General features: G+C 42.3%; 11 protein-coding genes. 6 read left to right on the forward strand and 5 right to left on the reverse strand.

The window, feature by feature from the left end; genetic code table 11:
* Positions 1 to 47: 47 nt before the first annotated feature.
* Positions 48 to 2258: an exodeoxyribonuclease V subunit alpha gene (gene recD, locus CXF60_RS02820; protein WP_102090693.1), complete on the forward strand. Its 2211-nt coding sequence runs from the start codon at positions 48 to 50 to the stop codon at positions 2256 to 2258.
* Between the two features lie 105 nt (positions 2259 to 2363).
* On the opposite strand, the gene CXF60_RS02825 is transcribed toward recD, so the two are convergent.
* A complete protein-coding gene (locus CXF60_RS02825) occupies positions 2364 to 2927 on the reverse strand; it encodes a hypoxanthine-guanine phosphoribosyltransferase (RefSeq protein ID WP_057760160.1) in 564 nt (187 codons plus the stop codon).
* A gap of 102 nt (positions 2928 to 3029) precedes the next feature.
* A complete protein-coding gene (locus CXF60_RS02830; RefSeq protein ID WP_102090694.1) occupies positions 3030 to 3698 on the reverse strand; it encodes a hypothetical protein in 669 nt (222 codons plus the stop codon).
* A 302-nt stretch (positions 3699 to 4000) separates the two neighbouring features.
* Here CXF60_RS02830 and CXF60_RS02835 point away from each other — a divergent pair, with 302 nt between their 5' ends.
* The 4 genes from CXF60_RS02835 to CXF60_RS02850 all read left to right on the forward strand — a co-directional run bounded on the left by CXF60_RS02835 (position 4001) and on the right by CXF60_RS02850 (position 8214).
* Positions 4001 to 5683 (forward strand): carbon starvation CstA family protein, encoded by a 1683-nt coding sequence (locus CXF60_RS02835; RefSeq protein ID WP_102090695.1) that lies wholly within the window; start codon positions 4001 to 4003, stop codon positions 5681 to 5683.
* A gap of 115 nt (positions 5684 to 5798) precedes the next feature.
* Entirely contained in the window at positions 5799 to 6110 is a 312-nt protein-coding gene (locus CXF60_RS02840) for a cory-CC-star protein (RefSeq protein ID WP_102090696.1), read from the forward strand.
* Positions 6111 to 6183: 73 nt separating this feature from the next.
* Positions 6184 to 7197, forward strand: a complete 1014-nt coding sequence (locus CXF60_RS02845) for an ArsA family ATPase (protein ID WP_102090697.1) — start codon at positions 6184 to 6186, stop codon at positions 7195 to 7197.
* A gap of 105 nt (positions 7198 to 7302) precedes the next feature.
* Positions 7303 to 8214 carry a DMT family transporter gene (locus CXF60_RS02850; RefSeq protein WP_102090698.1) on the forward strand — a complete coding sequence of 304 codons (912 nt, stop codon included), beginning with the start codon at positions 7303 to 7305 and terminating at the stop codon, positions 8212 to 8214.
* A gap of 24 nt (positions 8215 to 8238) precedes the next feature.
* On the opposite strand, the gene CXF60_RS02855 is transcribed toward CXF60_RS02850, so the two are convergent.
* The 3 genes from CXF60_RS02855 to CXF60_RS02865 form a co-directional block, all read right to left on the reverse strand.
* Positions 8239 to 9732: a DUF3482 domain-containing protein gene (locus CXF60_RS02855; RefSeq protein WP_228707030.1), complete on the reverse strand. Its 1494-nt coding sequence runs from the start codon at positions 9730 to 9732 to the stop codon at positions 8239 to 8241.
* 419 nt (positions 9733 to 10151) lie between these two features.
* Positions 10152 to 11135 carry a sterol desaturase family protein gene (locus CXF60_RS02860; protein WP_102090700.1) on the reverse strand — a complete coding sequence of 328 codons (984 nt, stop codon included), beginning with the start codon at positions 11133 to 11135 and terminating at the stop codon, positions 10152 to 10154.
* Positions 11136 to 11349: 214 nt separating this feature from the next.
* Complete coding sequence (locus CXF60_RS02865; RefSeq protein WP_102090701.1) at positions 11350 to 12750, reverse strand: DUF2868 domain-containing protein; 1401 nt, start codon at positions 12748 to 12750, stop codon at positions 11350 to 11352.
* 219 nt (positions 12751 to 12969) lie between these two features.
* Between CXF60_RS02865 and CXF60_RS02870 the strand changes: the two genes are divergently transcribed.
* A complete protein-coding gene (locus tag CXF60_RS02870) occupies positions 12970 to 13761 on the forward strand; it encodes an SDR family oxidoreductase (RefSeq protein WP_228707020.1) in 792 nt (263 codons plus the stop codon).
* The last annotated feature ends 19 nt before the right edge of the window (positions 13762 to 13780 follow it).

Raw genomic sequence — 13780 nt, forward strand, 5'->3', positions numbered from 1 at the left:
AAAAATTTTTATGGCAGTTAATCAGATTAAAAAGAGATAAATATACGATGAGTAATAATAACAATAAGAGCAAGTCAGCCATTAGCTTACAAGAGAGCTGGGCCAGTAACATCAGCGATTATATTTTGCTGCGCCGTCAGCAAACACATGTAGCATATGACGCAACAGATGCAAAGACAAACGATGAAAATAGAAGAATCGGTAAGTCAAAAGATAGCGATTTATTTACGGCTCTATTCGTTATTTTAGCAGCTCATTTGGAAGAAGGGCATACTGTATTAACCATTGATGCATCTGATCATGAAGCCCCTATGCAAGGTCAGATTAATGGGGAAGTAGTCACGTTATATACATGGCAGCAGCAATTATTGGGGATACTGGCAACCCCAATTTTTGCGCTGATTGATACTCAGATAAAAACGCAAATAGACACGCAACTAGACGATGACACTACAACGGAGACATCGCTATTTGTATTACTAGATACTTTGTTTGGTCAGCGAGATTACCTGTGGGCGCAGCTAGCACTGAGTAACCATGAAAAAGAGACGTTGATCAAACGTTTTGATGCGATAACTACGTTATACCAGCGCTTGAAAAATAGAGACTTAAATACTTTCGTTCATTCAATCCATGAGCATGCTTTATTCGCTAATGTTAAGGCGAACAGTAATTGTAACAACAATCAAAATAGCCTAAGCAAAGATAATCAACCAATTATTTATAACATAACTAAGAATAAAGAGACCCAAAGTTCAAAAATCACATTTTGGCTACACCGCACATGGCAAGCAGAATTTAACTTAGCACAGCATATCAATCATATTTTGAATCAGCAGATAGTGCCTTTAGACATAGCCATGCCTGAGAACTTAAATGACCAACAGATAGCCGCTATCAATGTGGCGAACAATAATGCATTTAGTATCATTACTGGTGGCCCAGGGACAGGTAAAACCTACACTGTGGCTCAATTGGTTATCGCGTTACAACAGGCGACAGAGAGTAGGGGAGATGAGTCTGAACATATTAGGTTTAGCACAGACAGTGCTAGCCTAGCATTAGCAGCGCCAACAGGTAAGGCAGCCCAACGTATGCAAGAGTCTCTGCAGGCGGCTTTAGACGACGCAAATGTAGAGCTGCAGTTGCAAGAGGCAAAAACTATCCATCGTCTACTAGGCATCGGTCGAACGGGTAGACCGCGCTACGATGCCAACAACCCACTGGGTGAGGATATTATCATCGTTGATGAAGCATCTATGCTCGGAGTTGAGTTGGCCAATTATCTTGTGAGCGCGGTAAAGCCAGGTGCTAGGCTGATACTATTAGGCGATGCTAATCAGTTAGCAGCCGTTGATGCAGGAGCAGTATTGGCTGATCTCTGTCGCATTCCGCTACTGCAACCCATACATGCAGAGCTAACAGAGAGCCGCCGATTTAGCGCCGAGTCAGGTATCGGTAAACTGGCCACGCAAATCAATAAAGCAGAGACAAATCTTCAAGCTATTTGGCAATTACTAAGGCAAGACGCTGCTTTGAGTTTTCAATATGTTAATACGTTACAAGCAGAGGCCATATCAAATAACAAGATAGAAAATAGCCTAAGCGGGGAAAAGATTGTTTCAAGAATCTCCAATAATTACCAATCATACGTGAATGAAATTAGAAGTTTACTAGAAAATCCAATAGAAAAATCCGTGCCAGAATCAGTTAAAAATACTACATCTTCGTTAATGAAAGTATTTAATCAATTTAGAATCTTAACCGCTGGCCACAATGGTGAATGGGGCGACCACTATATCAATAACTACCTCACTCAATGGCATCTTGCTGAGTTAAAGTTGCCCTTGGGTCAAAACACATGGTTCCATGGTAGACCTGTTATGATTCTACAAAATAACTATGAGCTTGGATTATTTAATGGGGATATTGGTTTCTGCTTACAAACATCAGATGAAAGAAGCCAATTAGAAGTATTCTTTGAAAATAAAACACAAGGGATTGCGGTCAACTTGCTAAATGAAGAGGTGATAGCCACGGCATATGCAATGACCATTCATAAGTCACAAGGATCTGAATTTAATCATGTTGCTATTACTTTTGATAATAGTCATGCAAGATTGCTGAGCAAAGAGCTTATCTATACGGCAGTGACTCGTGCTAAGAAGCAGGTAACGATATATAGTACCAAGCACGCCTTAGAAAAAGCAGTTCAAACACCAACTGAGCGGCATACTGGTTTGGCATTACAGTTTTAACGATTCATTCAAGTTGTTGTCGACGCAATAAGTCAGCGCAATAAAAAAGCATCCAAATTGGATGCTTTTTTAGGACTTAACTATTTTAATCAATTAAGTCTAGAATTAAACTTTGTCTTCTTTGATTGCATAGATACCTGGCAGGTGACGCAAGTAACCATGGAAATCCATACCACAACCGTAAACATAGCGATCTGCAACATCAATACCCACAAAATCTACATCGAAATCTGCAACTTTGCGATCATGTTGCTTGTTAAGCAAGACACAAGACTCAAGTGATAGAGGCTTTTCTTTGCTTAATTCTTCAACAACTGCTTTTAGGGTAATACCTTCGTCAAAGATGTCGTCAATTAACAATACGTGCTCACCTTCGATACTAACATCAGGCTTGAATTTCCAATCAAGCTCGTTAGTACCTTCGTTATCGCGATAACGAGTCGCATGAATATAGTGCATGCGATGGTAGAACGTAAGATGTGTCAGTAGTTGACCAGCTGGAATCAATCCGCCGTTCATCACGACCATAACAATTGGGTTTAGACCAGCATAATGTAGATTGAGCTGAGCGGCCAAACGCTCATAAGCAGCAGCTACTTCGATACTGCTAATAAGGCACTCTGAGTTGCGTAAGGTTTTTTCAATTTCTTGGTTACTGATTTGGGTCATCGGGTGCGCCTTTGGTAAAAAGTGCCGCTTATTTTAGCAAATTTTAGTGAATTTGCCCAACGTCATATGACTTTTGGGACAAAATTAATCCAACTTTTAGGGTTATTCTGGCTTTTCTATAATAAATGGACGGTAATAATTGGCCAATCTATTCAATGAGTCATTTGGTAGGTCAGGTAATAGCTTATTAAGTGCCATACTCATGCCTTTATCAATTGCCGATTTGGCAACTGGAACTGACTTACGTTTGATCATGCCTAGCTTTAATGTCTCGGCATAACGACTGATAAAATGGGTCAATGTTTCTTCGTTCATGGTTTCGAGTGCTGTTTTAAATTTGGCTCTATCTACCTGTTCAGGCGTGATAGCAGCAAACCCTTCAGTGATGGTATTGGCATCTTTTTCTGACAGTTTAAAGCCAACACGTTTAACACCTTCATTATCAATAAAGGTTGCATGATCTCTTAGAAAATGAAAACTTGGTAACACGTCTTTATTGTTTTCTTTACCCAGTAAGATATTGAGCAAAGTATCTGTCGCGCGTTCAATCGTTCCAACAATTTTGCGCATAGAGGCTTGGCGCTCAGGGTTAGGAATAATATCTACCAAACCAACCAATAAATTATCAGTAAGATCGCGCGCTGTCTGATGCGTAAGAGCATCGCGATAAGGGTAGTACTCTACATTCTCATTTGAAGCAACGACTTGTTCGGCCTCACTGATTAAAGCTTTTAGTTTATCTGAGGGTACGAATCCAAAATAATGTGCCATTGCACTTCCTTTATTTGTTGTTTTTTATGTCTTACTTGCGTTACATTTATCACCAAATCGGTTATTATTCAAACAAAGTTTTAGTCTCAGGCTCATCACACCAAATGCTGATTAGTGACATGCCCTAGTTATAAGATAAATGACTTTGTTGATTGGTAATAATTTTGCAAATTGCTAAAATTTACCTAAACGATAGATGAGCTGAGTCACTCATTGCACACTAATTTAGCATATTTTTCATATTTTAATTCAAAAAGCTTGAACTTATAAGGCTATTGACTACTTGTCTAGGGAGAGATGAGATGAATAGTGCTATCGTACTACTATTCGCCGTTGCCGCTATGCTCTGCGGCTACGTGTTTTATTCAAAATTTATCGCCACCAAAATTTTAGCGTTGGACAACAGCCGTCCTACACCCGCACATACGATGAAAGATGGGATCGATTATGTTCCCACCAATAAGTATGTATTGTGGGGACATCACTTTACGTCAGTGGCAGGGGCTGCACCAATTATCGGTCCTGCCATTGCAGTCATTTGGGGCTGGGTGCCTGCCATTATTTGGGTAGTAGTAGGTACTATCTTTATGGCTGGCGTACATGATATGTCTGCTATTTGGGCAAGTATGCGTAATAGAGGGCAGTCGATTGGCTCTATTGCTGGTACTGTCATGGGCACACGTGTCCGCAGCTTGATGATGGTTGTCATCTTCTTATTACTACTGATGGTTAATGCTGTATTTGGTGTAGCTATTGCCAATATGATGATTAAGACGCCATCTGCGGTATTGCCAGTTTGGGGTGCCTTAGTAGTTGCCTTTATCATCGGGCAGTGTATCTATCGCTACAATATGAATTTGGTCTGGGTGTCCATTATCGGGGTAACTGCCTTGTACGGACTTATCTATCTCGGCCCTATGTTCCCGATTGTGTTACCTGAAACCGTCATGGGTTTGCCTGATAACGCGGTATGGATCTTGATCTTGTTTGCCTATGCGGCGATTGCGTCGTTGTTGCCTGTATGGATGCTACTTCAACCTCGTGATTATATTAATGGCTTACAATTATTTGTCGGTTTGATTTTATTATATGCTGCTATTTTCATTGGCACGCCTAATATTGTCGCGCCAGCCGTTAACACTGCATTGCCAGCCGATACACCGTCACTGCTGCCATTGTTGTTTGTGACAATTGCTTGTGGTGCCATATCAGGATTCCATGGTTTGGTCGCAACAGGGACTACTTCTAAGCAGATTGATAAAGAAGAAGACGTTCGTTTCGTTGGTTACTTCGGTGCATTGGGTGAAGGTATGCTAGCACTTGGGGCAATTCTTGCAGCAACCGCAGGTTTTGCGACTCTTGGTGATTGGCAAGCGGTCTATCAAAAGTTTGGTGATGGCTCTATCGGTGCGTTCATCGACGGCGGTGCGACCATCTTGAATGCCGGCGTTGGCATCGACATGGTGCTATCACAGACGATGCTTACGGTAATGGCCGCATTGTTTGCTGGTACGACGATGGATACTGGCGTACGTTTACAACGTTATATCTTCCAAGAATTTGGTGAATTTTATAATTTACCCATACTGAATAAGAGTGTCGTTGCAACGTTACTTGCTGTCGGAAGCTGTTTGTTATTAGCGTTCGGTGCTGGTGGTATCGATGGCGCGGGTGGTATGATTATTTGGCCGCTATTTGGTACAACCAACCAGTTAATGGCTGCTTTAACCTTGATGATCGTTACTATTATCTTATTACGTAAAGGTAAGCCAGTTTGGTACACCTTAGCACCATTGTCGTTCTTGTTGGTTATGACTGTCTTTGCACTATTGATTCAGCTCAAAACCTTCTTTACTGATGGTAATTGGCTACTTATTATTATGGATATTATTATCTTAATCGCGACCATTTTGGTGACGTTTGAGAGTTTGTCTGTACTACGCAAAGAGTGGTCACTACATAAAGGTAAAAGCGGTGAGGTTTAAACGTTAAACCATATTGAGTGTCTGTTTAATAAAAAACGCTAGCAGCAATTGCTGGCGTTTTTTGTATCATATAGGCATGATAGATCATAAGAATTAAGTAAAATACGAGTACATTATGGAAAATGAAAACACATCAGATAATATAGAAAACGTTCAACCACTAGAGAACACTCAACCATGGTGGCAACGGTTTAAGAGTGGATTAAATGAGTTTTATCATGCGCCTTATCGTCAGACGATGGCACGAGCGGCACGTGATGAAGAAGATTTTTTTATGTTGCTTATGTTTGCTGAGAGTTTGGGGATTGATAATCCCGCCAACTTTTATACATTAGAGCTACAACCATTATTTTTAGAGAACTTTCATGAGTGGCATACACGTATGGGGATGGATAGATGTCCATTTGACCACGTTGGGTGCTGCTAACAGTAGTGGATTGACTATATAAAAAAGTGGCTAAGGATTTATTAGATAATGAGACAAAATACGAGATAACAATATGGCATTACACCCTTTACATGGACTGGTAGAGCAGTTAGAGACACAACCGATTATATTTATCGGCGGCAAAGGTGGTGTAGGGAAGACAACCACGGCAGCAGCTCTAGCCAGCTACTATGCAAGCCAACAGCAAAAAACCTTAATTGTCTCAACCGATCCGGCACATAGTTTGGGCGATGTATTGAATGTACGACTCAATAATGAGAAAACGAGGATATCACCTTATCTAGATGCCATTGAGTTAAATCCTGACGTGATTGTCGATAAACACTTCGCTCAAGTCGAACGTACAATTAAAGCTTATGCCAACCCAGATATGATGCCAAAAATTCGTGAGCATCTGAGGTTATCTAAGTCGGCACCTGGCGCTCAAGAAGCCGCGATGCTCGAATCCATGTGTCACCATTTAGTCGAAGCGGCAGGTGCTGGGTATGAACACATCATCTTTGATACCGCACCGACAGGTCATACTTTGCGATTATTGGTATTACCAGAAATGATGGGCGCGTGGACGGATGGGTTGCTTGCACAGCAGCGACGACAGTCTAAGTTGCGCTCCGTGGTAAACCATTTAGACAGTCACAATCAAAAAAATGATAAAAACGATGTGGCAAATCCGTTTGCCGCAAAAAAATCAGATCGCTGGGAGCAAGCTGTCTCAGTATTAGAAAAGCGCAAGCAATTGTTCCGCCAAGCAGGGTTGCTATTACATGACCGTACCCAAACAGCGATTGTGTTGGTGATGACCGCTGATGTCTTGCCATTGGCTGAAACCAAGCGCGCTATCGAGCAATTGGAAGATAGTAAGCTCATGCCAGCAGCAATCGTCATCAATCAGTTGATATCAACAACGCAGTCGGATGAGTTTTGGCGCCGCCGCGCTGAGCGTCAGCAGCATCTACTGCAGGATATCGAACAAAGCTTTACCAAGTACCCGCTGTATCCAATCTATCTGCAGCAGACAGATGTACGTGGTACTGATGCATTAAGTGCTTTACTGAAACTAGTTTAATGTAATAAGTGAAAAATTGGATAGAAACTACTTTTTAATCTTGCAAAGTAAATATTGTAATAATCAACTATAGTATGGAATTAATTGTTGGAATGAGGGTTTGTTTTGCAAAAATTATTATTAATTGGGGCATGGTTTTTTGGAGTGACTTTCATATTTGGTTCATTAGGGGCGCTTCTTGAAGGAAGTTTAGTCGCTAGCTTATTGATGCTAGTCGGAGGAATTTTGCTACTACCTCCTATTAAACGCCTAATTTTAGATAAAAAACCTAATTTAAGTAGAGGCAAAATAATAGCACTAGGGTCTATACTAATATTTATGTCAATGTTCTTTTTTACATCAAATGGTGCAGCAAATCCTGATAGCAATGAAGATCAAAGCGAGCCAGCAGTAACAAAGAAAGAGAAAGACATAACGAAGCCCAAACCTATTACAGAACCTCAACCCTCTACGGAAGTTATTGCAAAAGACCAAGTTATTACAGTTGATGATGAACAAGCTAAGATAAATAAAATAATGGAAGTAGGTATCACGCTTGGAATAACACCAGCAGAGTACGGAAATAAATTCAACAAACTAGCCAAACGTGCAAGTTTAAAGGAAACGGTTTGGAATGATGTTGGCTTGAATTTAAATAAGAAAGAGTATCTAGATATTTTTATTATAGATTACACTTCGGAAATAGTACTAGTCGGAGCTGTAGATAAAAACGGAGAGCTTAGAAGCCTAGAACATCAAATCAATACCAGCGATTTAAATACGACTAATGCTAAAAACATAGGCTTAGTTTTTTCTTTCCTGTCTGGAGCGTCAACTAGTATTTTAAGTCCAGAGTTATCAGACGATGAAGCCTTAAAGTTTGCTGCTGGATTTATAGGAGACGCAGCTACTAAATTTGCTAAGACAGAAGAGCCTCAAAGAAGAGTAGAAATCAAAAAGGCTTATATGGTAGAAGCCAATCAATTCATGTTAACTTTTAGAATAGAGCCTGAAGCGAGCGACAATCATAAAGATTAAAAGCGTAATGTATCATAGGCATGGCTAGTCACGCTTATACGACTGTAGTTTACCTGACAGTGACCATGCCATGTCCGTGCGTAATAACTGAGCTTGTTCTGACTTGCCGCTGCTAAGCGACGACCATTGTGGTTTACCACGTGCTTTTTTGAGCTCACTTGGTAGTTTGTGTGCTGGCCATACAGTAATTGGATTATTGTCTTCATCTGCATGGTCACTGTCGTTAGTTAGCGACGTTCCAAGACTGCTGTTTTCGCCTTTATATAATAACTGAGTGGCATCTGTAGCAGCATGACCACGATGGCGTAGGGCAGTTAGCAAGTCTAATGCTCGCGTGGCTAGCAATGTTAATGTTGCAGGATCAATATACAAGCGTTTTACCCCAGTAATCCTATCGGCAATACTGCTGGTATTCGATAGTAGCCCGCCTGCAATACCACCTATTGCGGCACCCAATCCCAGTGTAGTACCTAGGGCTGCTGCATCGATACCTAATCCTAGAAGCGCACCAGCTGCTGCACCAGAAGTGGTGCGAATGCCGTAGCTTTTGAGAAGTTCAGGGTCGAATGGGTCTTGTTGATAGGCTTGTAGTTCAAGCGGCGTTGCTGCGACCGCGTTGTCATAAAACTTATATAGGTTCAGGAGATTATGCTGCATCGCACGCTCACTTTGCCTGACCGCTTCTTGCATTTGTTCTAAGGCAGGAAGTGGGTCGTCATCTTCATTGATCTCGCGTACAAAGGCAGCAACATTCAATAAAAAATCAGCGATGATGATATTGGCTTCATCATACAGCTGCGCCCAGTCTTCCGTTCGACGTTGCATCAGCTGCTCAAGCATCTCAGAGTGGGTGAGCATGGTGGCTAGGTTTTTCCATAGACGCATCTCATCTTCAAACTCAAACGCGACCGAATCAAAACGCGTTGAGATATGCAGATTGCGTCTTGCCAGCATCGTTTGCCAGTCGTCGATATTGGCATTCTGGCTGTCGGTAAAATTAAAAACAGGCATCACAGGAATCGCAGCCCAAGACAAAATCGATAGCTCGTCTTTATATTTACCCAATACAGGCTCACGAGCATCTACCACGTAAATGGCCATATCACTTGTCAGTAGCTGACGAATGACTTTGGCTTCTTGACTATAATCATAGGGCAAGTCATAGCTGTCTGAACCTTGAGCGACATCCGCCGCCAAAAACTGCTGCAATCGTTCAATACCATCACGGCGACTGGCAGTATTATCCTCTAGCCAGTCCATAAGCCCTGAGGCGTCTTCCAGACCAGGTGTGTCGTATAATGCCACTAGCACTTCACCAGTGCGACTGTCTGTCAGCTGTGCTTGCTCAACGTGACGCGTGGTCGCAGCTTGGTTTTTGACTTCACCAAAATATACGTCTCGCAATAACGTGCGCAGTATAGAGGTTTTGCCTGTATTGGTATGACCGACGACCGCCAATTTAAGCGGTTCACCACTGGCGATGGTTTTCTTTGCCATCCTTGACACTGGTGCTGTCATTGCTGATGTATCGGTTGATACAGGTTGATTATCCTGAGTAGCTATTGACTGAGCTACTGTGGATTTTGAGGTGTTATCTGAAGGAATACTTGAGACATCAGAAGTTGGCTCATAAGCTTTGTCCGCAAAGAAACCTGCAGGCTTATTATTTTCATGATTATTTTTATTGTCATTATTCATAGTAACGTCTTATATTTATTGATGATCGAAATACATAGTAGCCATTTATTGTAAAACAAATCTGATTGGGTATCGGTTATGAATGCGTATTGTCATATCATAAATCGTAGTCCACGCATTTATAATCAGGCTCTAGTCGGTTCAATATAATTTGGATACAAGGAAGGCGAGTGAAAGTACTACAAATAGTAGGCTAAGCGAGACTAACACCGTATCCAATTTATAGAGAATTGACTATATTAGACAGCACTTGGTGGACGCAGCAGTACTTTTAGCTTTTTCTTTAACCCTTTGGCTCGAAAAAACCGCTGCCACATACGGTAAAAGACCCCAAATATCAGGCTGATGATATTGTCATGGCTGGCTTCACCAACCGCACCGTACTGGACGGGGTTATTGATGGTATCTTCTTCTACGTAAGTCCCAAACCAACGATCAAAAATAATGAGAACGCCGCCGTAATTTTGGTCAATATATTCGTCGTTGGTACCATGATGGGCACGGTGATTGGATGGGGTATCAAAAACATACTCAACCCATTTTGGAAATTTTCCGACTGTTTCGGTATGGATAAAGAATTGATAAATCAAATCTAAGGCGTAAAAGAAGAATACCCAGACAGGATGAACCCCTAGCATCATCAGCGGAACAAAGAATAACCACCAACCCGTCACTGAGTACAGCAGGCTTTGACGCATGGCAGTAGACAGATTCATATGGTCATCTGAATGATGCACGACATGCGCTGACCAAAACCAATTCATACGGTGTGACGCACGATGGAACCAGTAATAGCTAAACTCAACCGCGACGAATATAGGGATGGCGGTAAGCCATGTTACCTCAATAGTAAATAAGCGATATTGATATAACCATAAGCAGATAGGTATAACGATAAGCGCTTGGACAATCAATTCAAACCCTAGATAAGAGCCGCCCAAACTAAAATTGGTCATCGCACGGCGCCAACTAAAGCTTTTACTATTGCCGCGCTTGGACTGATAGAGCCATTCTGCCAAAAATAACAAGAAAAATGGACCGCCAGCCAGCGGAAGCAGCCACTCTTGCCAATACGCGGGCAGAATGCTCGCCAGCATTGGCTGCCACGACTCTGGCGCAGCCGTTAAGATACTTTGGTTTAACGCCTCTCGGTAACCATCCAATAGTTGACCATACTGACCTAGGGTCATAAGGGGGCTGTCTGAAGAGATATCTGCTGCCATCTTGGGCTCCTAGCCACTATAAAACATCCTTGTCATCTTGATATGATGTCACAGCTATCAAAATATATCTTAACAACTGTTATATCAATAAGTCTTTAAGACTGCCTGAGGCGATAGACCTATAATATTTACTTATTGTATATCATGTTAGTCATAATGATAAGTTAAGATATGAATAACAGATTGAAAGTAATAGATTAAAAATTAGAATGTATTAAATATCTATATCAACCAAGCCAATCTTTCGTGCAGAGAGCGCCGTTTGCCACTGTTGATAACGAACGGCTCGTTTGTCTAATGGCTCATCATCGGTACGAGCGTCAGTCAATCCTGTAGAAACGCTGTTATCTGCCAGTAGCTGTACAATGAGTCCATCTTTGGCGTGAGCAGCGATTTGATCAAGTTTGCGTAGCGTACCGCGGTCGGGCAGTGCGTTACTATGAATGCCAAGCAAGACTTGCACCGGATGCACATCTAAGTAATTTTTTAGCCGTGCCATATCATCACGGTCATCAACGATGCCAAAATCCTCAACCTCACTTAATTTTTCAAGACTATGGCTGCTGTCATCAAGCCCTGACTGCCACCATTTGTCCTGATCTGCAGGGTATTCAAGTAAAGCAATTAACTTCTTGCCCGCACTGACCGTCGCTTTTGGAGCGATAGGGGCTGGCGCTTCTGTAAAGTCATCAGCATCTACCACGTGCCGCTGCCAAAAGTTTAGGATTTTTTGATAATAGGGCTGTTTGATATCCAAACGCATTTTTTTGCGGCGGAACATCAATGCACAGAACGCCCATGCTATCGCTCGCGGTACAATACCGTACATCAGCAAGCTACCAACCAACAATCCTGCCCACTGCCGTGCAACAGACAGCGGCATCGCTTCGGTGACAAGCCTGCTCTGTGCGATCGCTGTATTGTCTGGCACACCAAATCCCACCATGCTCGGTAGCCAGCCTAATACTTGAGTCAAGCTCACAAGCGCTTGATCAGAGAGTAAGGTTGACTCCCAGCTAAAGCTATACTGACGTACAACCAGCAAAAATATAATCGCAAGCAGCATACCGGTCAAGGTAGCCAGCCACAACTGATGGCTAAATCTACCCAAATACCAACGCATACCGCTGTGCTGCAACTGGCGTTCATACAGATCGACGGCCGCTTTGGTCACATCGTCCTTACCACGTATGAGATAACTTGGACTGACAAAACTGGCAAACCAACTGGGTGATTGCTGATCTCGATTGATAAGGGTCATGACAAGCCAGCCGCCAAGCATAATGGTATGAAAACCAAGTAGACAGACCAACACATAAAAGAAGTTCACAACATTAGACTGCAATAGAGTGAACAATCCCAAAAAACCTGAGATACACCACACCACGCTCATAACAATCATGATGCCCTTTATACGACCATCAATCTTGCCTAGAACACGCGCAAGCGCCCCGTTGCTATCTATACGTGATGCACGTCGATGCAGCTTTTGGATAGGCGTGCCATCCTCGCCCTGTAGTTTTTCCGTGATTAATAACGGGTCAGTGGCAAAAACGTGCTGATCGGTCTCTAAAGCACGTACCAGCTCGGTCAGTTGATCTTGGGGTGATAGCATAATGCGATAATATCCGTATGAAGGCGTCAATATAAGAAATAGCAATCCGAAAACAGGCGTTTTAATCGTTATAGATTATTGTAGCGTATATAGAATGAGGATGACTTGTATTATTTCTATCATAGTAAACGCTTATAAAATCAGCCAAAATAAATATATAAAACCAAATCGTGTCAAAAAACGTATCAAAGAGACATATCAAAAAAAGGAAGGTGCCATATGAATAACGAAATGAATAATAAAACCTATCTTATCATCGGTGGAACAGGCGGTATTGGTCAAGCCATGGTACGGCAGCTAATACAAAAAACGACTTCTAATCAAACGGACAGTCAATCTAATCAAAGCCATCGCACACAAGTATTTGCTACTTATCATCGCAATGAGCCAAACATTGAAGCAGAAAACCTACATTGGCAGCCAATGAATGTCAGTGATGAGGACAGCATCAAAAAAGCTGCCGATACCATTAAGCAGACAGTCGGTCATGTAGATTGGGTAATCAACTGCGCAGGGTTATTGCATACAGAGACAGCACAGCCAGAAAAGGCCTTGCGCCAAGTTGAAACTGAGTTTTTTTTACAAAACATGCAAATCAATGCGCTAGCCAGTTTGCTGATAGCCAAGCACATCAAACCGTTGCTTGCCAAGGCTAATCGAAGCGCCAATCATCCTGCTATTTTTGCGACCGTATCAGCCCGCGTCGGTAGTATCACTGACAATCAACTAGGCGGTTGGTATAGCTATAGAATGAGTAAGGCGGCGCTCAATATGGGCATGAAAAACCTGAGTATCGAATGGGGCAGATCACTTAAAGATGTGTGTGTGGTGGTCATGCAACCAGGCACCGTCAACACTCAGCTGTCCGCGCCGTTTCAAGGCAATGTCGCTGAGGGACATCTATTCTCGCCAGCGTATAGCGCAGAGTGCTTATTGGAGGTGCTCTCAGGTATGACTGCTAGCCAGTCAGGCAGTTTTGTCGATTGGGCAGGAGAGTCAATACCTTGGTAGCCGTTAAACTGACGCTAGC

This window comes from Psychrobacter sp. 4Bb (genome assembly GCF_002836735.1).
In the GTDB taxonomy this organism is placed as follows: domain Bacteria; phylum Pseudomonadota; class Gammaproteobacteria; order Pseudomonadales; family Moraxellaceae; genus Psychrobacter.

What these genes read in the sequence shown, in the direction of transcription:
- recD (WP_102090693.1), top strand. Translation starts at nt 48, where the DNA reads ATGAGTAATAATAACAATAAGAGCAAGTCAGCCATTAGCTTACAAGAG.
- CXF60_RS02825 (WP_057760160.1), bottom strand. Translation starts at nt 2,927, where the DNA reads ATGACCCAAATCAGTAACCAAGAAATTGAAAAAACCTTACGCAACTCA.
- CXF60_RS02830 (WP_102090694.1), bottom strand. Translation starts at nt 3,698, where the DNA reads ATGGCACATTATTTTGGATTCGTACCCTCAGATAAACTAAAAGCTTTA.
- CXF60_RS02835 (WP_102090695.1), top strand. Translation starts at nt 4,001, where the DNA reads ATGAATAGTGCTATCGTACTACTATTCGCCGTTGCCGCTATGCTCTGC.
- CXF60_RS02840 (WP_102090696.1), top strand. Translation starts at nt 5,799, where the DNA reads ATGGAAAATGAAAACACATCAGATAATATAGAAAACGTTCAACCACTA.
- CXF60_RS02845 (WP_102090697.1), top strand. Translation starts at nt 6,184, where the DNA reads ATGGCATTACACCCTTTACATGGACTGGTAGAGCAGTTAGAGACACAA.
- CXF60_RS02855 (WP_228707030.1), bottom strand. Translation starts at nt 9,732, where the DNA reads ATGACAGCACCAGTGTCAAGGATGGCAAAGAAAACCATCGCCAGTGGT.
- CXF60_RS02860 (WP_102090700.1), bottom strand. Translation starts at nt 11,135, where the DNA reads ATGGCAGCAGATATCTCTTCAGACAGCCCCCTTATGACCCTAGGTCAG.
- CXF60_RS02865 (WP_102090701.1), bottom strand. Translation starts at nt 12,750, where the DNA reads ATGCTATCACCCCAAGATCAACTGACCGAGCTGGTACGTGCTTTAGAG.
- CXF60_RS02870 (WP_228707020.1), top strand. Translation starts at nt 12,970, where the DNA reads ATGAATAACGAAATGAATAATAAAACCTATCTTATCATCGGTGGAACA.